The 18,898-nt window shown below is 65.6% G+C and carries 20 protein-coding genes; 6 read left to right on the forward strand and 14 right to left on the reverse strand.

The genetic code is table 11. The features are described from left to right. Window positions 1-55 precede the first annotated feature (55 nt). The 4 genes from ACTRWG_RS18985 to soxR all read right to left on the reverse strand — a co-directional run bounded on the left by ACTRWG_RS18985 (window position 56) and on the right by soxR (window position 5,005). A complete protein-coding gene (locus ACTRWG_RS18985; protein WP_027235144.1) occupies window positions 56-877 on the reverse strand; it encodes a 4-(cytidine 5'-diphospho)-2-C-methyl-D-erythritol kinase in 822 nt (273 codons plus the stop codon). After that, window positions 867-2,579: a tetratricopeptide repeat protein gene (locus tag ACTRWG_RS18990; protein ID WP_027235145.1), complete on the reverse strand. Its 1,713-nt coding sequence runs from the start codon at window positions 2,577-2,579 to the stop codon at window positions 867-869. Before ACTRWG_RS18990 ends, ACTRWG_RS18985 begins: the two co-directional genes overlap by 11 nt. Before the next feature lie 136 nt (window positions 2,580-2,715). Then, window positions 2,716-4,365: an electron transfer flavoprotein-ubiquinone oxidoreductase gene (locus ACTRWG_RS18995; RefSeq protein ID WP_027235146.1), complete on the reverse strand. Its 1,650-nt coding sequence runs from the start codon at window positions 4,363-4,365 to the stop codon at window positions 2,716-2,718. Window positions 4,366-4,525: 160 nt separating this feature from the next. Then, window positions 4,526-5,005: a redox-sensitive transcriptional activator SoxR gene (gene soxR / locus ACTRWG_RS19000; RefSeq protein ID WP_027235147.1), complete on the reverse strand. Its 480-nt coding sequence runs from the start codon at window positions 5,003-5,005 to the stop codon at window positions 4,526-4,528. 97 nt (window positions 5,006-5,102) lie between these two features. Here soxR and ACTRWG_RS19005 point away from each other — a divergent pair, with 97 nt between their 5' ends. The 3 genes from ACTRWG_RS19005 to ACTRWG_RS19015 all read left to right on the forward strand — a co-directional run bounded on the left by ACTRWG_RS19005 (window position 5,103) and on the right by ACTRWG_RS19015 (window position 7,260). Further along, entirely contained in the window at window positions 5,103-5,483 is a 381-nt protein-coding gene (locus tag ACTRWG_RS19005; protein WP_462829791.1) for a VOC family protein, read from the forward strand. Window positions 5,484-5,733: 250 nt separating this feature from the next. Beyond that, window positions 5,734-6,204, forward strand: a complete 471-nt coding sequence (gene greA, locus ACTRWG_RS19010) for a transcription elongation factor GreA (RefSeq protein ID WP_027235149.1) — start codon at window positions 5,734-5,736, stop codon at window positions 6,202-6,204. Window positions 6,205-6,225: 21 nt separating this feature from the next. Further along, a complete protein-coding gene (locus tag ACTRWG_RS19015) occupies window positions 6,226-7,260 on the forward strand; it encodes a hypothetical protein (protein ID WP_027235150.1) in 1,035 nt (344 codons plus the stop codon). 154 nt (window positions 7,261-7,414) lie between these two features. Here ACTRWG_RS19015 and ACTRWG_RS19020 read toward each other — a convergent pair whose 3' ends face one another. The 4 genes from ACTRWG_RS19020 to ACTRWG_RS19035 all read right to left on the reverse strand — a co-directional run bounded on the left by ACTRWG_RS19020 (window position 7,415) and on the right by ACTRWG_RS19035 (window position 11,672). Then, window positions 7,415-9,547 carry a molybdopterin-binding protein gene (locus ACTRWG_RS19020; RefSeq protein ID WP_027235151.1) on the reverse strand — a complete coding sequence of 711 codons (2,133 nt, stop codon included), beginning with the start codon at window positions 9,545-9,547 and terminating at the stop codon, window positions 7,415-7,417. Further along, a complete protein-coding gene (gene mobB, locus ACTRWG_RS19025) occupies window positions 9,544-10,035 on the reverse strand; it encodes a molybdopterin-guanine dinucleotide biosynthesis protein B (RefSeq protein WP_027235152.1) in 492 nt (163 codons plus the stop codon). Before mobB ends, ACTRWG_RS19020 begins: the two co-directional genes overlap by 4 nt. Next, window positions 10,032-10,673 carry a molybdenum cofactor guanylyltransferase MobA gene (gene mobA / locus ACTRWG_RS19030; protein ID WP_036797206.1) on the reverse strand — a complete coding sequence of 214 codons (642 nt, stop codon included), beginning with the start codon at window positions 10,671-10,673 and terminating at the stop codon, window positions 10,032-10,034. Before mobA ends, mobB begins: the two co-directional genes overlap by 4 nt. A gap of 126 nt (window positions 10,674-10,799) precedes the next feature. Next, complete coding sequence (locus ACTRWG_RS19035) at window positions 10,800-11,672, reverse strand: formate dehydrogenase accessory sulfurtransferase FdhD (protein ID WP_036797208.1); 873 nt, start codon at window positions 11,670-11,672, stop codon at window positions 10,800-10,802. A gap of 64 nt (window positions 11,673-11,736) precedes the next feature. Between ACTRWG_RS19035 and ACTRWG_RS19040 the strand changes: the two genes are divergently transcribed. Both ACTRWG_RS19040 and ACTRWG_RS19045 read left to right on the forward strand, forming a co-directional pair. Next, on the forward strand, window positions 11,737-12,465 hold the full coding sequence (locus ACTRWG_RS19040; protein ID WP_027235155.1) for an AzlC family ABC transporter permease: 729 nt from the start codon (window positions 11,737-11,739) through the stop codon (window positions 12,463-12,465). Next, window positions 12,462-12,791 carry an AzlD domain-containing protein gene (locus ACTRWG_RS19045; RefSeq protein ID WP_027235156.1) on the forward strand — a complete coding sequence of 110 codons (330 nt, stop codon included), beginning with the start codon at window positions 12,462-12,464 and terminating at the stop codon, window positions 12,789-12,791. The genes ACTRWG_RS19040 and ACTRWG_RS19045 overlap by 4 nt, the downstream gene beginning before the upstream one ends. A gap of 22 nt (window positions 12,792-12,813) precedes the next feature. Here ACTRWG_RS19045 and ACTRWG_RS19050 read toward each other — a convergent pair whose 3' ends face one another. The 5 genes from ACTRWG_RS19050 to ACTRWG_RS19070 form a co-directional block, all read right to left on the reverse strand. Continuing rightward, a complete protein-coding gene (locus ACTRWG_RS19050) occupies window positions 12,814-13,434 on the reverse strand; it encodes a hypothetical protein (protein ID WP_027235157.1) in 621 nt (206 codons plus the stop codon). 23 nt (window positions 13,435-13,457) lie between these two features. Beyond that, window positions 13,458-13,592 (reverse strand): aa3-type cytochrome c oxidase subunit IV, encoded by a 135-nt coding sequence (locus ACTRWG_RS19055; protein ID WP_027235158.1) that lies wholly within the window; start codon window positions 13,590-13,592, stop codon window positions 13,458-13,460. Window positions 13,593-13,775: 183 nt separating this feature from the next. Beyond that, complete coding sequence (locus ACTRWG_RS19060) at window positions 13,776-14,228, reverse strand: DUF6173 family protein (protein ID WP_027235159.1); 453 nt, start codon at window positions 14,226-14,228, stop codon at window positions 13,776-13,778. 23 nt (window positions 14,229-14,251) lie between these two features. After that, a complete protein-coding gene (locus ACTRWG_RS19065; RefSeq protein WP_462829792.1) occupies window positions 14,252-15,319 on the reverse strand; it encodes an MBL fold metallo-hydrolase in 1,068 nt (355 codons plus the stop codon). Next, on the reverse strand, window positions 15,303-17,006 hold the full coding sequence (locus ACTRWG_RS19070) for an acyl-CoA dehydrogenase (RefSeq protein ID WP_462829793.1): 1,704 nt from the start codon (window positions 17,004-17,006) through the stop codon (window positions 15,303-15,305). Before ACTRWG_RS19070 ends, ACTRWG_RS19065 begins: the two co-directional genes overlap by 17 nt. Window positions 17,007-17,147: 141 nt before the next feature. Here ACTRWG_RS19070 and ACTRWG_RS19075 point away from each other — a divergent pair, with 141 nt between their 5' ends. Then, window positions 17,148-18,098: an L-threonylcarbamoyladenylate synthase gene (locus ACTRWG_RS19075; protein WP_462829794.1), complete on the forward strand. Its 951-nt coding sequence runs from the start codon at window positions 17,148-17,150 to the stop codon at window positions 18,096-18,098. A 133-nt stretch (window positions 18,099-18,231) separates the two neighbouring features. Here ACTRWG_RS19075 and ACTRWG_RS19080 read toward each other — a convergent pair whose 3' ends face one another. After that, window positions 18,232-18,789 carry a YqgE/AlgH family protein gene (locus ACTRWG_RS19080; protein ID WP_259958464.1) on the reverse strand — a complete coding sequence of 186 codons (558 nt, stop codon included), beginning with the start codon at window positions 18,787-18,789 and terminating at the stop codon, window positions 18,232-18,234. Window positions 18,790-18,898 lie beyond the last annotated feature (109 nt).

Below are 18,898 nucleotides of genomic sequence, written 5' to 3' on the forward strand. Positions count from 1 at the left end.
GCATCTTTGATGCGCTGTCCCGCGGGCGGGAGATCCCTGTTTGCGGGGCTGCGGATCAGGTCAACGTGACGGCGCTGCACCACCAACCGGGATGCTCTGCCCCAACCTCATAGGCCGCCATGTGGGCGGCCTTTTTCGTGGGGTAGAGCGCAAAACAGGTGGCGCCTGACCCCGACATGCGGGCGAGCAAAGCCTGGCGGGAGCTGCGCAGATCTGAAAGGACCCGCCCGATGTCCGGCGCGGCGGTGATCGCCGGGGCTTCCAGATCGTTGCGCTGTTCTGCGAGCCAGGCAGCGCAATCCCCGGCGGAGGTGAAGGAAGGAATGCCCTCCGGCATCGGCGGGTTGTCGCGCGCGGCCAGCGCGGAGAAGACCGTGCCTGTCGGCACATGCACGCCCGGATTGACCAGCAGCGCGTTCAGCTCCGGCAGTTCGGCCGGCGTGACCTGCTCGCCGATGCCCTGCATCCGGGACGCGCGGGCCGCCATGCAGACCGGCACATCGGCGCCAAGCGACAGTGGCAGGTCTTGGGGGATGCCGGCGCCCTGCCCGGCCAGCGCGCGCAGGACAGCGGCGGCGTCGGAGGAGCCGCCGCCGATGCCGGCGCCATGGGGCAATTGCTTGTCCAGGCTGATGCGCCCGGTCCAGCCCGCCCCGGAGGCGGCCTTCCAAACCAGGTTGCGCTGATCCGCGGGCACCCCGTCCGCAAACAGGCCGTAGACCTCCAGCGCCATCTCCGGGCCGGGCTCCAGCAGCAGCCGGTCGCCGGTGTCCGCAAATACCACCAGGGAATCCAGCAGGTGATAGCCGTCGTCCCGGCGGCCGGTCACATGCAGGGTCAGGTTGATCTTGGCGGGCGCAAAGACCTCAGCCGCCATTGGCGACCTTCAGGGGTTTCGCGCCCTCTTCGGCCAGCACCGCGTCCAGGCCGATGTCCAGCTTGCGGCGGATGCGATCGGGGTCCGCCTCGCCGTCAGTGTCTTCCGGGTCGATGAAGGAGAGTGCGCGCTTCCACTGGAACTCCGCCTCACGCGCACGGCCCACGGCCCAGTACACGTCGCCCAAGTGGTCATTAACCACCGGATCCACCGGCATCAGCTCCACCGCGCGCTCCATATGCGCCACCGCCTCGTCAAAGCGGCCCATGCGGTACAGCACCCAGCCAAGAGAATCGACGATATAGCCGGAATCCGGCCGCGCCGCGACGGCGCGCTCGATCATGCTCAGCGCCTCATCCAGCTTGCTGCTCTTCTCCACCAGCGAATAGCCCAGGTAGTTCAGCACCTGCGGCCGGTCCGGCTCCAGCGCCAGGGAGGCGCGGAAGTCCGCTTCGGCCTGCTCCCACTGGTTCAGCCGCTCATGGCAGATGCCGCGGGCGTAAAGCAGGAACCAGCGGCTGCCGGAGTCCTCCGGCGAGTTGGCCAAAGCCTTGTCATAGGCCCGGGCTGCCGCGGCATAGTCCTCCTGCTGGCGCAGGAGGTCGCCGAGGCTGACATACACGCCGGGCTGGTCCGGAAATTCACGTGTCAGCTGTTCCAGCACTTCGATCGCCGCATCCGGCTTGGCGGCGCGGCGCAGCGCCTCGGCGCGGCCCAGCTCGGCGGCGTGGTAATCCGGATGGCTGCGCGGCACCTGCTTGTAGGTCGCCACCGACAGCTCATAGCGGCCCAGCTGGTCCAGCAGGCTGGCGCTGAGCAGGATGGCGTCCACATGGTCCGGGCGCAGCGAGGCCGCCATGCGGGCGTACATCAGCACGTAGTCATTGGCAGTATCGCCGTTCAGCGCCGCCCCCAGGGTAAAGAAGACCTCGGCAATCCCCTCGCGCGGGCCAGGTGCAATGGTATAAGCAAGGGTTTCACCGTCCTGCAGCTGCGCATCCAGCACTTCCAGCCCTGGGTCGAGGCGGCTGCCAAAGGCTGCCTGCAGCGTCTCGCGGGCTTCCTCGTTGCGGCCCAGCTGCGACAGGATCTGGACCCGCGCCACCGCGGCACGGCGGCTGAGGCTGGCCAAGCGTCCGTCCTCGGCGGCAAAAAGCTCCTCCGCACCGCCGTAATCGCCGGCAGAGGCCAGCGCCAGCGCCCGGTGATAGAGCACAAACGGCTTCAGGCTGCTGTCCTTGGCCATCCGGTCAAACGTCTTGAGCGCGCTGGACACCGAGCCGGTGCCGATATGCGCCCAGCCTTCCAGCAGCCCGTCGACCAGCGGGTGGATCGCCTCCCGTTCAAGATCGCGGTCCAGCAGCGCTTGGAAATTCCCGTCGGCCGCATGGCCGCCGGCAATAACGATACTGGCCACCTGGCTGCGCGCGCCAGTCTGGCGCAGGCGTTCGGCGACCGGCACGGCGAGTTCCGCCTTGCCCATGGCGAGCTGGGCGAAGACCACGTTTTCCATCAGCAGCGGGTTCTGCGGGTCACGTGCCAGCGCCTGGGTGTAATACAGCGCCGCAGCGGCAAAATCGCTGTCATAGGTCGCGGCGCGTCCGGCCAGGTAGGATCCGGCCAGCCCCTCTGCCTGCACGGCGGGGGCGGCGGCGGCCATCAGGGCCGCACAGGTCAAGCTGCGAAGAATGGATACGGGCACGCGGGGACCCCCTTACGATTTACTGCTCTTGCTCTTCTAAGAAAGGGTAGTGCGGCGCCCGTCAACACGCAATGGGGCGGCCCAAGGGCCGCCCCATAAAATCCGGCGAAAGCGCGCCGAAAATTTAAACTTCCCGTTACATGTTGGGGTAGTTCGGGCCGTCACCGCCCTGGGGGGTGGTCCAGGTGATGTTCTGGGACGGGTCCTTGATGTCGCAGGTCTTGCAGTGGACGCAGTTTTGGAAGTTGATCACGAACTCCGGCTGGCCGTCTTTTTCCACCACTTCGTAGACACCGGCCGGGCAATAGCGCTGCGCCGGTTCGGCGAATTTCGGCAGGTTGACCCGGACCGGGGTGTCTTCATTACCCAGGCGCAGATGGCAGGGCTGGCTTTCCTCGTGGTTGGTCATCGAGAAGCTGACGTTGGTCAGGCGGTCGAAGGACAGCACGCCATCGGGCTTGGGATAGTCGATGGGCTTGTGCTTGGAGGCTTCCTCGGTCGCCTCGGCGTCGTTCTTGCCGTGGCCAAGGGTGCCGAAGAAGGAGAAGCCCAGCAGGTTGTTGGTCCACATGTCCAGGCCGCCCAGTGCCAGCGAGGCGGTGAGGCCCCACTTGGACCACATCGGCTTGACGTTGCGGACCATCTTGAGGTCCTTGCCGATGGCGCCGTCGCGCACGTCGGTTTCATAAGCCGCCAGCTCGTCGCCGGACCGCTCTGCCTTGATCGCCTCGTAAGCGGCTTCGGCCGCGGCTTTGCCCGACAGCATCGCATTGTGGTTGCCCTTAATGCGCGGCACGTTGACCATGCCCGCGGAGCAGCCCAAGAGCGCCACGCCCGGCGCCACCAGTTTCGGCATCGACTGCCAGCCGCCCTCGGTAATCGCACGGGCGCCGTAGGCCACGCGCTTGCCGCCCTTCAGCAGCTCAGCCACCACCGGGTGGTGCTTGAAGCGCTGGAATTCCATGTAGGGGAACAGGTGCGGGTTCTTGTAGTTCAGGTGCACCACGAAGCCCACGTAAACCTGGTTGTTGTCCAGGTGGTAGATGAACGACCCGCCGCCAGCGTTGGAACCCAGCGGCCAGCCCATGGTGTGGGTGACGGTGCCTTCCTTGTGCTTAGCCGGGTCGATCTCCCAGATCTCTTTCATGCCGACGCCGTATTTCTGCGGCTCCTTGCCGTCAGACAGGCCGAACTTGGCGATCACTTCCTTGGACAGCGAACCGCGCACGCCTTCGCCCAGGAAGACGTATTTGCCGTGCAGCTCCATGCCGGGTTCATAGGCCGGGCCGGGGGTGCCGTCGGGGTTCTTGCCGAATTCGCCGGCAACCACGCCCTTCACTTCGCCTTTATCGCCATAGACCAGTTCCGAGCACGCCATGCCCGGGAAGATCTCGACGCCCATTTCCTCGGCCTGCTCTGCCATCCAGCGGCAGACGTTGCCCATGGAGACGATGTAGTTGCCGTGGTTATTCATCAGCGGCGGCATCGGGAAGTTGGGGATGCGGACATGGCCGGCTTCGCCCAGCATGTAGAAGTTGTCTTCCTTGACTTCCACATTCAGCGGCGCGCCTTTTTCCTTCCAGTCGGGGATCAGCGCGTTCAGGCCGCAGGGGTCCAGCACCGCGCCCGACAGGATGTGCGCGCCCACTTCGGAGCCCTTTTCCAGGACCACGACCTGCAGGTCGGCGTCCAGCTGTTTCAGGCGGATGGCCGCGGACAGACCGGCAGGGCCGGCCCCGACGATCACCACGTCGTATTCCATCGCTTCGCGTTCAATCTCGGCCATCTGCGGCGCTCCTTGGCTTTCTATTCGCTACCGGCCCCACCGGGCGCAATTTTGTGTCGCGGCTGCTTAGCGGTTGCCAGCCCTGCTGGTCAATCCAAACTCTGCGTCAGGCCCCTGTAAAACAGGCAACTGAGACAATAAGTGCGTCCATTTTCGTCACTCAAGCTCCATTTTCCGCCTCAGCCTCTGTCTCGGGCCGGTCTCCCATCAGGTAACGGGGTCCCTGCCCCTTCTGTGCCGCCCGGTCTTCGGGGTTGTAAAGTTTGCAATTCGGAAGCGACAGGCAGCCGCAGCCTATGCAGCTGTCCAAATTGTCGCGCAATTTCACCAGGGTTTCGATTCGCTGGTCCAGGTGGCTGCGGAAGGTGTCCGAAATGCGCGCCCAGTCCGCTTTGGTGGGGGTGCGGCTGCCCGGCAGGCTTTTGAGGAAGCCGCGGATTTCCGGCAGGGAAAAACCGAACTGCTGGGCGATCATGACAAAGCTGAGCCGACGGATGTCGGCCCGGTGAAACCGCCGCTGGCCGCCTGCATTGCGCCAGGGTTCCACCAGGCCTTGCGCCTCGTAGTAGCGGATGGCGGACACCGCAAGACCGGTGCGCTCGGCCAGGTACCCGATGGAAATGCCGGCGGATGCGGGCATGGCAAACTCCCTGAAGAAATCTCTTGAGCTAAAGTTAGGTTTAGGAATTACGGTGAGTCGCATCAACAGGTTTGCTCAGGCAAAAAGGAGAATTCCGATGAGCGCAGTACTGGAACATGCAAATGTCACCGTCGTGGACCCCCATGGCACAGCAGCCTGGATGGAAAAGGTATTCGGCTGGCATGTGCGCTGGCAGGGCGAGGCCAAGAATGGCGGCTACTCCGTGCATGTGGGCGAGGAGACCAGCTATCTGGCGCTCTACACCCCGCGCACCCCGGCCGGCAAAGCGCCCGAAAGCTATCGCATCGTGGGCGGGCTGAACCACTTGGCGGTGATCGTCGATGATCTGGACGCCACCGAGGCCGCCGTGAAGGCGGCCGGGTTCACGCCGATGAACCACGGCGACTATGAACCGGGCCGCCGGTTCTATTTCCACGATGAAAACGGCATCGAATACGAGGCGGTGCAATATGATTGACATCCTCTGGCAAGCGGGGCTTCCCCGGCTGCCCGCGCATGGCGTTTTCTTGCGCATTCCTGTGGAAAAGCCGGCCAAAGCACGCGGTTAGGCGGATTTGCACGCCGGCAGCCCCCGCGCCCACTTGAAATCGGGCACAGGATTGGGTCAGGTATTCGTCAACCGGACCGGACGCCCCGCGGCTTATGCTGCGGGGCTCCGGCTTTCGTAGTGACAAGAACAAAACAATAGAGCGACCTGGACCAACCACATGGAAAAGATCCCGATGACCCCGGCGGGTCACGCCGCGCTGGAAAGCGAACTGAAGAACCTGAAATCCGTCGAACGCCCGGCCATCATCCAGGCGATCGCCGAAGCGCGCGAGCTGGGCGACCTGTCGGAAAACGCCGAATACCACTCGGCACGCGAAAAACAGTCCTTCATCGAGGGCCGCATCAAAGAGCTGGAAGGCATCCTGTCGCTGGCCGATGTGATCAACCCGGCCAAGCTGAACGGTGCGATCAAGTTCGGCGCCAAGGTGACCGTGGTTGACGAGGACACCGACGAGGAAAAGACCTGGCAGATCGTCGGCGAGCATGAGGCCAACATCGAAGCTGGCCTGCTGAATATCAAATCGCCCATCGCGCGCGCCCTGATCGGCAAGGACGAAGGCGACAGTGTCGAAGTTCGCACGCCCGGCGGCGAACGCTCCTATGAGATTCTCAAGATCGTCTATTCCTGATCTGCAAGGCGGTGAATGGCCATGACAGGCTCCAGCAACAGCCCGGGCTCCAGCCCGACCTCCGCAGGCGGACGTCCGCTGCGCAGCCTTGAGGCGCCCGCGGGCAACGGGCTGGGCGGGGCCGAGCTGGTGGCCATCGGGCTGGGGGCGCTGTGGCTGCTAGCGGCAGTTGCGTTCTACGTCTTTGCTCCGGAAGGCGCGGGCCTGTCGCAATGGACCGATCTGATCACCGGCTTGCTGGCGGTGGTGCTGCCGCTGGCGATGCTGTGGGTTGCGGCCTCTGCCGCGCGCTCGGCCCGGGTGATGCGGGAGGAAAGCGAACAGCTGCAGGCCGCCATCGACGGGCTGCGGCAGACCTATCTGGCCCAGGCCCAGCAGCATGCCGCGGTGGCGGAGCCGTCGATGGCCAAGCGGCTGGAGGAAATCGCCGAGGCGACCCGCAAGACTGAGACCGCGCTGGCCACCTTCCACACCAGCCGCCGCGCCAATCCGGTGCGCCCGGCAATCCCCGCCGAGGCCGCCGAGATGACCGCCGCCGGGCAAGGCTCGCTGGCGCTTGGCACCCAGGCCGAGGACACCGCGCCGCCGCTGCCCGCGGAACAGTTCATCCGCGCCCTGAACTTCCCGGAAACCGCCGAGGATGAAGACGGCTTTGCCGCCCTGCGCGCGGCGCTGCGCGACCGCAAGGCGGCGCAGGTGATCCAGGCGGCGCAGGATGTGCTGACGCTGCTCAGCCAGGACGGCATCTACATGGATGACTTGCGGCCGGACATGGCCCGCCCCGAGATCTGGCGCCAGTTCGGCCAGGGCGCCCGCGGCCGCGCGGTGGCGGCGCTTGGCGGCGTGCGCGACCGCACCTCGCTGGCGCTGACCGCGGCACGGATGAAGCAGGACCCGATCTTCCGCGACGCCGCGCATCATTTCCTGCGCCGGTTCGACCAGATGTTTGCGGAATTTGAAACGGACGCGACCGATGGCGAGATTTCCGCGCTCGGCAACACCCGCACCGCGCGCGCCTTCATGCTGCTGGGCCGGGTGGCCGGGACTTTCGACTGACGGAGCAGCCCCGACGGGCCTTTGCCTCCGGCAATCGGTTTATTCAGTTCAGAAAAAAGCCGCGGGCGGCAGCGCGCCGTGCGCCAGCGCGGCGCCCGGCCCAACGGCGGGCAAGCATCAGTGATGCGCCAGGCTGCGGGCGGGAGTGCTCCGCTTACATCGAAAAGCTGCCGTAAGGGATGAAGCGGACCGGATCGCCGGGTTTGATGTCTGCGGCGCCATCGCCGAGTTCCACCAGCCCTTCGGCCCAGCTCAGCCCGCTGATACGACCGGAACCTTCGGACTTGAACACTTCCGCCTTGCCGTCCCGCATCCGCGCCCGCAGGTATTCGCGGCGGCCCGGTTTCTTGCGCTTCTCAAAGGCGGCGGGGACCTCGAATGCCTGCGGCGCCTGCCAGCCTGCGCCTGCCATCAGACCCATGGCGGGGCGGGCAAAGATCAGCGTGCAGACAAGTGCCGCCACCGGATTGCCCGGCAGTCCGAAGACCGGCGTGCCCTGCCACATACCCAGCGCCAGCGGGCGGCCCGGCTTCAGCGCAATGCGCCATTCCTGCATGGCACCTGCTTCACGCAGCAGCGCCGACATGTGATCCTCGTCCCCGGCAGAGGCGCCGCCCGAGGTCAGGATCACATCCGTTTGCGCCGCAGCGCCATCAAGATGCGCGCGCAGCGCGGCACGGTCGTCTGCAGCTCTACCAAGATCCACCGGCACAAAACCCAGCTGCCGGATCAGCGCCAGCAGCATAGGCCGGTTGGCATCGAAAATCTGCCCCTTGCCTGCGGCCTCCCCGGGTTCGACCAGTTCATCGCCAGTGGAGAGCACGCCCACCCGCAGCGGCAGCCGCACTGTAAGCTCCGCCAGCCCGGTGGCCGAGGCCAGCGCCAGATCGGCAGGCGTGATAACCCGGCCTGCGGGCAGGATAACTTCGCCTGCGGAAACGTCCTCGCCTGCCTTGCGGGTGTTCGCGCCCTGTTTCAGCGGGCCGTTGAAGGCAATCCGGGTCCCGTCGGTGTTGACGTCTTCCTCCAGGATCACCGTATCGACGCCGTCGGGCAGCGCGGCGCCGGTCAGCACCCGGATGGCACTGCCGGGTGGCACCGCACCGGCATAGGGAACACCGGCTGCGGCACGACCGTCCACCAGAGGCAGCACATGCGGCCCCTCTGCCCGGCCACCTGCAAACCCATAGCCATCCACCGCCGTGTTCGGCAGCGGCGGGTTAGAGCGTTTGGCCACCGCATCCTCTGCCAGCACCCGGCCCAGAGCATCCGCCAGCGGGACCGTCTCAATCCCGGTGACCGGTCCCAGTCTGTCCCTAAGCAAGGCCAGCGCGTCATCCACCGGAGTCCAGTCGACACCCGCAGGCAAGGCAAAACAGTCGTTGCTGAGCGGCGGCGGTGCCAGCCCGCCCGGCTCATCCAGGGCCAGCGCGTTCAAGCGGTCATCGTGTCCCGTGCCCAAAATCCAAGCCTCCTCTTGCGCTTCCTCAGGCACTGCGGCCAGCATTTCTGACAGCTCCTCCGCGGGCAGGCGGCTGAGCGCTTGCGACAACAGCCGCATCTGCACCCGGTCGCGGATTTCTTCCGGGCCGGCAAGAGCCATGGCGGCCTTTACCGCGGATTCGATCAATCCTGGCCAAACTTCTGCAAACACAATTTGCGCAGCAGCAACCTTATCGAACGGCCAGACCGCTGCCTCGTGCCGGCGCCGCAGCCGTTGCAGAACCGGCAGCCCCATCAGGACCTGGCTGCCAACGGTCGGATTGAAGAACAGCTGGAAACAGGAGGAGGCCGCCTTGGCCGCCAGATCCGCACTGCGCCGTTCCGCCACGTCCTCATAGTTTATCCCGGCCTTGCGGTAAGGAATGTCCGGCCAACGCGTCTGATCCGGCTTGCCCCAGAACGGGCCGGCGCCGGCAAACAGCCGGTTCATTTCCGAGGCCACCTCAAACCGGTTGTTGCTGCCGTCATCAGAGTCTTCAATACGCTCTTCCAGCCACTGCCACAGGGCAAATGGATCGTCCGACCCGGTGACCCGGCGCGCAAATCCGCGCGGATAGCCAAATGGAAAGTCGAACACCGCCAGCACCCGCCGCCCCGCGGCTTGCTCTTGCTCCAGAAAGCTGCTGATCCAGGCCTCCGCCTCCTGCCGGCTGCGGCAGTAAATTTGCACTTCCGCGGTGCCGCCGCGCGCCACGCCCAGCCAGATTGCGTCCTTGCTTGGCCGCTGGGGCTTGCGCTTGGCGGCGGACCAGTCGACGGCCAGAACGGTGTCAAAGGGGGTCACAGGTCCAGTTCCGCCTGGATGAAATCCGCAATCGCCGCTGTGCCGTCCAGATCGAACACCGGGCGGTCCAGCTCCAGCGCGGTGTCGCTGGCAACGGCCCGGATGCTGGGATCCTGCGGAGCGATCAGATCCGTGCCTGCTGCCTGCCGGTACGCTTCGATCTTGGGGTGGGGATCGCGCTTGTAGCCTTCCACCAGCACCAGATCCACGGGATTGAGGCGGGCCAGAAGGTCTGCCAGCGGCGGCTCAGCCGCGCCGCGCAGTTCCTGCATAATTGCCACGCGGCCTGCAGAAGCCAGCACCACCTCGGACGCGCCGGCCTGGCGGTGGCGAAAGCTGTCGGTGCCGGGCTGGTCCACGTCCGTTGCGTGGTGGGCGTGTTTGATGGTTGAGACAGTGAAGCCGCGGGCACAGAACTCCGCCACCAACCGCTCCATCAGCCCGGTCTTGCCGTTGTTCTTCCAGCCGGTGACGCCATAGATCTTCATTTCAAGAGCGCCTCGGCCTTGGCCAGATCCTCAGGCGTGTTGATGTTAAAGAAGGGATCAAAAGGATCAGCCTCAAACAGCGCCTCGCGGCCATTATGCTGGTCGGTCCAGAGCACCACTTTGCGCAAGCCACCCTGCAGTGCGGCGCGCAGGTCTTCGCGCAGAGCGACGGGCCAAAGGCCGAAGGCCGGGTGCCGGTTCACTTTGCTCCGCCCGCCGGATTTCAGCGCTTCATCGCCGGTGCGCGGAGTGGTGGCGAGGACCAGCGGCTGATCCATGCCTTCGGCTGCTGCGGTCAGCCGGGCCACTAGGTCCTGCGGAAAGAAGGGCGTGTCGGCGGCGGCGGTGACGATGGTATCCGCGCCCTGCTCTGCCGCCCAATCAAGGCCTGCCAGTACGCCTGCCAGCGGACCAGCAAAGCCTTCAATCGAGTCGGCAATGACCGGCAGGCCCAGATCAGCGAACCGGTCAGGGTCGCCATTGGCGTTGAGCGCCAGGCCCGCAACCTGCGGTGCCAGCCGGTCAATCACGCGGGAGAGGAGGCTCTGGCCGCCGACCTCAAGCCGCCCCTTGTCGCCGCCGCCCATCCGGGTCGCAAGGCCGCCTGCGAGGATTACGCCGAGAGGAGCGCTAGACATGATATCCCTCCAAATCCTTCTGTTCCGCCCGGCAGCACGCCGGGAAGCGCCCGTCCGCCCCCATGGGCGGGCGCTTCGCTTCCGCCCGCGGACGGGCACCGCCCTTAGCGTTCAATACTCCAGCCATTATCCGGCACTCTTCCGCCGGTGCTTCTTGTCTTCCGCCGGCGCGTCCTTGGGATCCATGTCGCGCACCAGCCGTTCCTCGCCCGAGAGGCAGATGAACCGCTGGCCGCGCATCCGGCCGATCAGGGTAAGGCCGACCTCGCGCGCAATCTCCACGCCCCAAGCGGTGAAGCCTGAACGGGACGCCAGCACCGGGATGCCCATCATCGCGGTTTTGATCACCATCTCGGAGGTCAGCCGCCCGGTGGTATAGAGGATCTTGTCTGCGGCCCCGGCCTGCTCTGACAGCATCCAGCCGGCGATCTTGTCCACCGCGTTGTGGCGGCCCACGTCCTCCATGTAGACTAGCGGGCGGTCCTGATGGCAAAGCACGGTGCCGTGGATGGCGCCGGCCTCCAAGTACAGCGAGGGCGTGCGGTTGATCTTGTGGGCCAGCGCATAGAGCCAGGAGGTGCGGACCTCGGCCTCGGGCAGGCGCACGTCCTCCAGTCCCTCCATCATGTCGCCAAAAACGGTGCCGACCGCGCAGCCGGAGGTGCGGGTCTTCTTCTTCAGCTTTTCCTCGTGACTGGTTTCCACCGCGGTGCGCACCACCACGGTTTCCAGATCCTCGTCATAATCGACACGGGTGACTTCATCCTCGTCACGCAGCATCCGCTGATTGCGCAAAAAGCCAAGCGCCAGGTATTCCGGGTAGTCGCCGATGGTCATCGCGGTGACAATTTCCTGCGAATTCAGGAAGATGGTCAGCGGGCGCTCCTCCACCACAGCAATCTCGCTGGCCTCGCCATTCTGGTCGACACCGGTGACCGCGCGTGTCAGCCGCGGGTCGGAGACACCGGGGGCGATCAGATATTCTGCCGTGATATCCATACTCACCAATTGCTTTCCTTCTGCGTCCGGCTTAGGCCGGTTCAACGCAATCTAGGACGCGCAGATGGCAATCACCACCACCAAATCGGCCTTCTGGAAGGGGTTTCGCGACAGCGCGCCCTTTCTCTTCATGGCCTCGCCCTTCGGCTTTCTGTTCGGGGTGCTGGCGGCAGAGGCCGGGCTGATCGTTCCGGAGGCCTTTGCGTTTTCGCTGACGGTCTTTGCTGGCGCCGCCCAATTCACCGCGCTGCAGCTGATGCAGGAGAATGCGCCGCTGATCATCATCCTGATCTCGGCGCTGGCGGTGAACCTGCGGATGGCGATGTATTCAGCTTCGCTGACGCCGTACCTGGGCGGCGCACCGATGTGGCAGCGGGCGATAGCGGCCTATTTCATCGTCGATCAATCCTATGCGCTGTCGATCGTGCAGTTCGAGACCGAACCGGACATGCCTCTGCCGCAGCGGGTGGCGTACTTCTTTGGCACCAATGCGATCATCACCCCGGCCTGGGTGATCGCCACCGCGCTTGGCGCGCTGGTCGGCACCCGCATTCCCGAGAGCTGGGGCGTGGATTTCGTGCTGCCGCTGGCGTTTCTGGCGATGATCGGGCCGATGCTGCGTACGCCTGCGCATGTGGCGGCCTGTTTCGTGGCTGTGGCCACCTCGCTGCCGGCGGCTGCCCTGCCTTATAACCTGGGTCTGATCGTGGCCGGCATTGCGGGCATGGTGGCAGGCGCCCAGGCAGAGTTGTGGCTGGCGCGGAAGAACGCCAAGACGGAGGGCGCGAAATGAGCAGTATTCCGGCACCGCTTTTGTGGGTAGTGATCATCGGACTGGCGCTTGGCAGCTACGCCTTGCGGTTTGCCTTTATCGGCTTCATGGGCGGGCGCGCGATCCCGGAGTGGCTGATGCGGCATCTGCGCTATACGGCGGTCGCGGTCATTCCGGCGCTGGTGGCGCCGCTGGTGGTCTGGCCGGCCCCGTCCGGGGGAGAACCCAGCCTGATGCATTTTGCCGCCGCGGCCGCGACCTTTGCCGCGGGCTACCTGACCAGAAACGTGCTGATTGGCCTGGGCACCGGCGGGCTGTCGCTGCTGCTGTTGTATCTTGCCGCCTAGCGCTGCGCGCCAGGGAAAGCGATCACTCTGAAGCGGCGCTGAGCGCGGCGTCGCTTTTGGCGAGGCCCGCCTGCAAATCGCCACTGTCGTTTTCGTAATAGCGCTCTGTCACCACACCCGGCAGCTGGCCGAACTGCTCTGCCAGTTTTTCCGGGTAGAAGGTGCGGTCCAGGCTTTCGAACCCCGGGACCTGCTGCAGGATGCCAATGGTCGCCTGAGCACAGAAAGCACCCGGCACCCGGCCGTTGCTTTTAGCAAGCTGGTAGGCTTTCTGCGCCTGTTGCGGAGTGACCTCGATACGCTGAACAACGACGTGATAGGTGCTGCGGGCGTGGGCGCCGCGGTATGCCTTCTCCACAGCGGGTGTGATGCCGTGGATGACATCGTCCCGCTCCGGCACCACGGAGGCATAAAACGAGCCTGCGGGATCAAAAATCACCCGCTCGGACGCATTGATCATCAGCGACGTGTGGCCGCCCCGCCCGGTGCGGTTGTTGATCATTGTGTACAGGGTCAGCGCAGGCGGTCCGGGGTGGCGGTAGGCCACCCGGGCCAGGGTTTCAGCATCCGCGTTGGGCTGCTGCGGCGCAGCGCAACCCGCAAGCGCGGCCAGGACCGCGCCAAGGCAGAGCAGATTGCGCATCAAGGAAATCCCCGTTCAGAAAATCAGGACGCGAAAATCGCCAGGAAAATGGCAAAGATGACCAGCGCGATGCTGAAGCGGGTCACAAAGGTCAGGAAGCCGGAATAGGTCTTTTCCTGAACGGTGGTGTCCATGGTGCCGTGCTGATGTTCAGCCATGTGAGTTTTCCCTCAATTCACGTGCATTTTTCCGGTGATTACTGGATTTGCGCCGCTCTGTCACCACGTCAATCGGGCGCATCTGACAGAAATGAGGCGCGAAAGCTGCTGCCGCAGCGGCAATCCGGGCCGCTGCTGCGCTGTGTCCTGGTCCGGCGCCGAATCGGCCCCTGGGCGCGGGCCTCAATCCTGCTGCAGGTCGGACGCCAGGCGGAAGCCGATCCGGTTGGCGGGCGCCTCCTGGCGCGCCTTGGGCACCGCGCGCAGCATCACGTTCAGCTGGCTGACATGCTGCACCAGCTGGGTTCTGGAGCCGCTGCCCTCGCTGCCGTAGAAAGTGATGATGTCGGGGTCGAAATAGCCCATGCCCTCGATTCGCAGCACCCCGGCGTTGCCGCCGGCAAAGCCCATCGCCACCTCGTGTTCGGCATCCAGCTGCTTCTCGAAGTTCTGGATATACAGGATCAGGCGCTCATAGGCCCAGCGCGCCGGGCTTTTGGCGGCGTCCGGCTTCTGCAGTTTTTCCGGCACCTCGGTCAGCCCGGCACAAGCATCCGGGTCAGAGTGGACCTCATGCACGCACGGCAGCACCGCGGCTTCTGCAGCTTCGGCGCTGGTTGAAATCTCGTCGGTCATGGTTCCCCCTTGTCCGGGGTGCGTCACCCCTTGCGCTGATAGAGCCAGGCGCCGTCTTCGCGCTCCCAGCGCGTCACCTGGCCGGTGTGGTACAGATGATTTACATGGGCCACGGCCTCGACCAGTGCAAGCCCGTACTCGCCTTCGCCGATTGTGCGCTTGAACAGGGGGGCAAAGCAATCGGCGGCGGTGCGCGGCTCTGACAAGTGGTCCATCAGCCGGTCCAGCGCGCCGTGGTGATTGCCGATCAGCTGCTGCATCCGGAGCGGCAGGCGGGTGAACGGCAGCTTGTGGCCGCCCAAGGCCAGGTGATCCGGGCGCGCCAGCTTCGACAGCCGCTCGCAGGCCTCCAGCCACTCCCCCAGCGGATCGGCCATCGGCTCTGTCGCGTAGACGCCGATATTGGGGCTGATGGTCGACAGGATCTGATCGCCGGTGATCACCAGGTTGTCATCGCGGCTCCAGAAGGTTGCGTGCTCCGGCGCGTGGCCGTTGCCGGTGTGCACGTCCCAGTCGCGCCCGCCCATGCGGATCACGTCACCCTGCTTGATCCGGGTGAAGCCCAGCGGCATCGGATGCACTGTGTCGGCAAAGTTGAAGGGCCGGTCATTGACCCGTTTTTCATAAATCTCCTGCGCCATGCCCGCACTGCGGTAATAGGCCAAGGTTTCTTCCGGCCAGACCTCCTGCACGTCCAGCGTCAGCATCCGGGCAAACAGCCAAGCGGTGCGGGTGGTGACCAGCTCAGCGCCGTGCTGGCTCTGGAACCAGCCGGCCAGGCCGATGTGATCGGGGTGATGGTGGGTGCCCACAACGCGCCGCACCGGCTTGCCCTGCAAGGGGCCCGCCATCAGGCTGTCCCAGATCGCCCGGCTTTTGCGGGTGTTGAAGCCGGTGTCGATCACCGTCCAGCCGTCGCCGTCATCCAGCGCGTAGATGTTGACGTGGTCCAGCTTCATTGGCAGCGGCTGGCGCATCCACAAGACGCCGTCGGCCACCTCGATCGCTTCGCCCTGCGCAGGCGGCTCCTGCCACGGGGTGCGGGGCGAAACGTCGGGAATATCGGCCACGGCGTCAGCCTGCCAGCTCATCAAGGCTGAGAGCGAAGGTGCCCCCTGCCCCGGCCTGCGCATGCGCCAGAAGCGAGGCATGTTCCGGCAGCATCCGGGTGATGTAGAAACGCGCCAGCTTTTCGCGCGGGCCGCCCTGATCCGCCATCGCCGCGGCCAGGTGGTAATGGCCGCCCAGCACCCGGGCAAAGGCGCGCAGATACGGCACGGCGCCGGCAAAGCGGTCCTGAATGTCCTCTTGCGCAACCAGCCACTCGGTGGCCTCGCGCAGGGATTCGCAGGCCTGCCACACGGATTCGGCCATGTTCGGATGGGTCGCCCGGGCGCGTTCCGCCCGCTCCTCGATCTCGTCGATAAGGGCAAAGGCGGTCTCGCCGCCGTCCATCATCTTGCGCGCTACCAGGTCCATCGACTGGATGCCGTTGGTGCCTTCGTAGATCGCCGTCACCCGCACATCGCGGTAGTACTGCGCGGCGCCGGATTCCTCGATGAAGCCCATGCCGCCATGCACCTGCACCCCGGTTTCTGAGATCCGGATGCCGGTGTCGGTGCCAAAGGCCTTGGCAATCGGCGTCAGGAAGGCCGCGCGGGCCGCCCAGTCTTTCTCGCCCGTCGCGGTCTGCATGTCGATCGCCTGGGCACAGGCCAGCAGGATTGCGCGGGAGGCAAAAAGATCCGCCTTCATCTCCATCAGCATCCGCCGCACGTCGGCATGATCCACGATGGAGCCGCTGGCGGTCTTGCCCTGCTTGCGTTCCAGCGCATACGCCAGCGCGTGCTGATAGGCGCCCTCTCCGGCGCCGACGCCCTGCCCGCCCACGCCGAGACGGGCGTTGTTCATCATGGTGAACATGGCTGCCATGCCGCCGTGCTCCTCGCCAACCAGCCAGCCGGTGGCGCCGTCATACTGCATCACGCAGGTGGGAGAGCCGTGCAGGCCCATCTTGTGCTCCAGGCTGACGACCTTCAGGTCGTTGGCCTTGCCAGGTTTGCCATCAGCGTCCGGCAGGAATTTCGGCACCAGGAACAGCGAGATGCCCTTGGTTCCCGGCACCCCGTCCGGCAGCCGCGCCAGCACCAGGTGGCAGACGTTTTCGCAGAAATCATTGTCGCCCCAGGAGATGAAGATTTTCTGGCCGGTGACCGCATAGGTGCCATCGCCGTTCGACTCCGCCTTGGAGCTGAGCGCGCCCACGTCGGAACCGGCCTGCGGTTCGGTCAGGTTCATGGTGCCCGACCACTCGCCCGAGATCAGCTTGGGCAGGTACAGCTCCTTGATCGCGTCCGAGGCGTGGTGCTCCAGCGCCTCGATCTGGCCCTGGCTCATCAGCGGCGCCAGCTGCAGTGACAGGCAGGCACCTGCCATCATCTCGTTGACCGCGGTGGCAACCGTCAGCGGCAGCGCCATGCCGCCGTATTCCTCCGGCGCGCTCATGCCGATCCAGCCGCCCTCGGAGATGGCTTTGAACCCGTCAGCAAACCCGGGAGAGGTCCGCAGCACGCCGTTCTCCAGGTAGGCAGGTGTCAGGTCGCCGTTGCGCTGCAGGGGCGCCAGCACCTCGTCGCACATCTTGCCCGCCTCGTTGAGGATGGCGCTGACCACGTCCGAGGGGGCCTCGGCAAAGCGGTCTGTGGCGGAAACATCTCCATAGCCGACAACATTGTTCAGCAGAAACTCGTACTCGGAAACGGGGGCACGGAAGGTCATGGGCGTCCTTTGACAGTCTTTCGGGGGCGTCCTGGCGCGGGCAGTCTTGGCTTCCCGGCACGGGCCTATTATGGTCAGTGGCTTGACCGATTACCTAATCGGACGCCTGTTTCAATCAACCAAAACGCCGCGTCACCCGGAATGCCCCAGCAAAGCACCGAAATCCTTGCCGCAACGGAAGCGGGCATTGCCCGCGCCGCGCAGCTTTTGCGGGAGGGCAAGCTGGTCTCGTTCCCGACCGAAACGGTCTACGGGCTTGGCGCCGACGCGCGCCAGGGCGAAGCGGTGGCAGCGATCTATGAGGCGAAGGGGCGGCCGTCCTTCAACCCGCTGATTGCGCATGTGCATTCGGCGGAGGCCGCGCAGCGCTATGTGGTGTGGACCGAAACGGCAGAGACGCTGGCGCAGGCGTTCTGGCCCGGCCCGCTGACGCTGGTGCTGCCGCTGCGCAAGGGCCACGGGATTTCGCCGCTCGTGACGGCCGGTCTGGACACCATGGGCGTGCGGGTGCCTGCGCACCCGGCCGGCCAGGCGCTGCTCAGGGCGCTGGACGGACCGGTGGCGGCCCCCTCTGCCAACCCTTCCGGCAAGATCAGCCCGACCACTGCCGCGCATGTGAAAGCAGGGCTGGACGGGCGCATCGCCGCCATTCTGGACGATGGCGCCTGCGGGGTCGGGCTGGAGTCGACGATTATCGGCCTGGCAGGGCCGGAGCCGGTTCTGCTGCGCCCCGGCGGCCTGGCGGCAGAGGAGATCGAGGCGGTGCTGGGCCAAAAGCTGGCGGTGCGCAATGTGCACGACCCGCTGACCGCGCCCGGCCAGCTGCTGTCGCACTACGCCCCCGGCGCACCTGTGCGGCTGAACGCTTCGGGCCCCGCAGAGGGTGAACTCTACCTCGGCTTCGGGCCCGGCGCGTGCGACCTGAACCTGTCAGAGCGCGGCGACCTGGCTGAGGCAGCGGCCAATCTCTTTGGCCACCTGCACAAGCTGGACGCGCTCGGCAAGCCGATCGCCGTGGCGCCGATCCCGGAGCGCGGGCTGGGCGAAGCCATCAACGACCGCCTCCGCCGCGCCTCCGCACCGCGGGATTGAGCGGCAGGGTCCAGCAGCCGGCCTGCAGTAATTCAAAAAACCTCCCCGCCCCTTTGAACCCCATCAATAATGACCGGAAAAGGGCGGGAGCGCTCCTCTGCCCGGGACACAGCGGCCTCTCCAGCCGCCCGTGTCAGGCGTGGCCTGCGCTGGCCGAAAGCGTAAGCGGATCGACGCCCAGTGTCTTCAGCGCAGCTTCCCATTTGCTGTCATCGGCAAGGCCAAAGACCAGCTCGGGGCTCGCCTCTGCGGTCAGCCAGCCGTTCATCGCAATCTCCGATTCCAGCTGGCCCGGCCCCCAGCCGGCATAACCCAGCAGCACCAGCAGGTCCTTCGGACCTTCGCCGCCGGCGATATCCTCCAGGATGTCCAGCGTCGCGGTCATCGAAAAGCCGCCCGGAACCTTCAGCGAGCTGACATCCGATTCGTAATCCGGCGTGTGCAGCACGAAGCCGCGCTGGGTCTCCACCGGGCCGCCAAAGCGCACCGGCAAAGCCGCCGCAGCACTGCCTTCGCCGCCCATGTCCAGCTGCTCCAGCAAATCGCCCAGCGCCACGCCGTCGGCGGGCTTGTTGACGATGAGCCCCATCGCCCCCTCCTCGCCGTGCGAGCACAGGAATACCACCGCGTGCTCGAACCGGGGGTCGCCAATTCCAGGCATTGCAATCAAGAGCTTGCCAGTCAGATCCATGAATTTCCGTCTTTCTGCTGCCTCCCCCCACCATGACGCGCAGCCGCCCTGCACGCAAGGGGCGCAAATGCGCCGGGCGGTGAAGCCTCCGGCAAATTTGCCGCAAACA

This window comes from Leisingera sp. G5_S3_59_S7 (assembly GCF_054968485.1).